Origin of the sequence: Actinomadura sediminis, assembly GCF_042675525.1 — a bacterium.
GTDB classification, from domain to species: Bacteria; Actinomycetota; Actinomycetes; order Streptosporangiales; family Streptosporangiaceae; genus Spirillospora; species Spirillospora sediminis.
Genome location: NZ_JBHTJA010000255.1, coordinates 1 through 903, shown reverse-complemented (window position 1 = coordinate 903; position 903 = coordinate 1). Strand labels below are relative to the sequence as shown.

Annotated in this window: 1 protein-coding gene; it reads left to right on the top strand. The window is 80.4% G+C overall.

All coding sequences use genetic code 11. The features are described from left to right. The coding region (locus ACFQ11_RS37755) for a glycosyltransferase (RefSeq protein WP_378307758.1) at positions 1-718 on the top strand (718 nt) is incomplete at its 5' end. Positions 719-903: the final 185 nt, after the last annotated feature.

Genomic DNA, 903 nt, shown 5'->3' with positions numbered 1-903 from the left:
CGGCACCGCCGAGGTCGCCGCGGCGGCGGGCGCCCGCGTGCTGCGGCTGCCGGGCAACCGCGGCGCCGCCGCCCGCAACGCCGGCGCGGTCGAGGCCGCCACCCGCTACGTGGCGTTCGCCGACGACGATTCCTGGTGGGCGCCCGGGTCGCTCGCCCGGGCCGTCGAGATCCTCGACGCGCATCCCCGCGTCGCGCTGCTCGCGGCGCGGGTGCTCGTCGGCGCGGAGGAACGGCTCGAGCCGGTGTCGGAGGAGATGGCCGCCGCGCCCCTCGGCCGCCCGGACGGGCTGCCGGGCCCCGCGATCCTCGGCTTCCTCGCCTGCTCGGTCATCGTGCGGCGCGACGCGTTCCTCGACGTCGGCGGCTTCTCCGACGTCCTGCACTTCGCGGGCGAGGAGGAACTGCTCGCCCTCGACCTGGCCGCCGCGGGCTGGGGGATGGCGTACGTGCCCGAGCTCGTCGTCCACCACCACCCGTCGCGGACGGGCCGGGACCCGGCCGGGCGGCGCCGCCGGGAGGTCCGCAACCGGCTGCTCACGACGTGGCTGCGGCGGCCGCTGCCGGTTCTGGCCCGCACCGCCGCGTCCGCGCTGCGGACCGCGGACGGCCGTGCCGGGCTCGCCGCCGCCGTCCGGGTCCTGCCCCGCGTGCTGCGCGACCGCCGTCCCCTCCCGCCCGAGGTCGAGGCCGACCGCGCGCGGCTCGCGGGCTACTGAGCCCCGGCGCTCGCGGGCCACCGGGCGTCGGCGGCTCCGCCGGCCGTCCCGACGGGTCAGGGGCGGGCGCGGCGGGCGATGACGACCCGGTCGATCGCGGCGAAGACGGCGGCGCCCGCGCACAGCACCGCCGCGCCCGTGTCCCCGTCGCCGCCGCACGCGGCCGCGGTCACCGCGAAGACGAT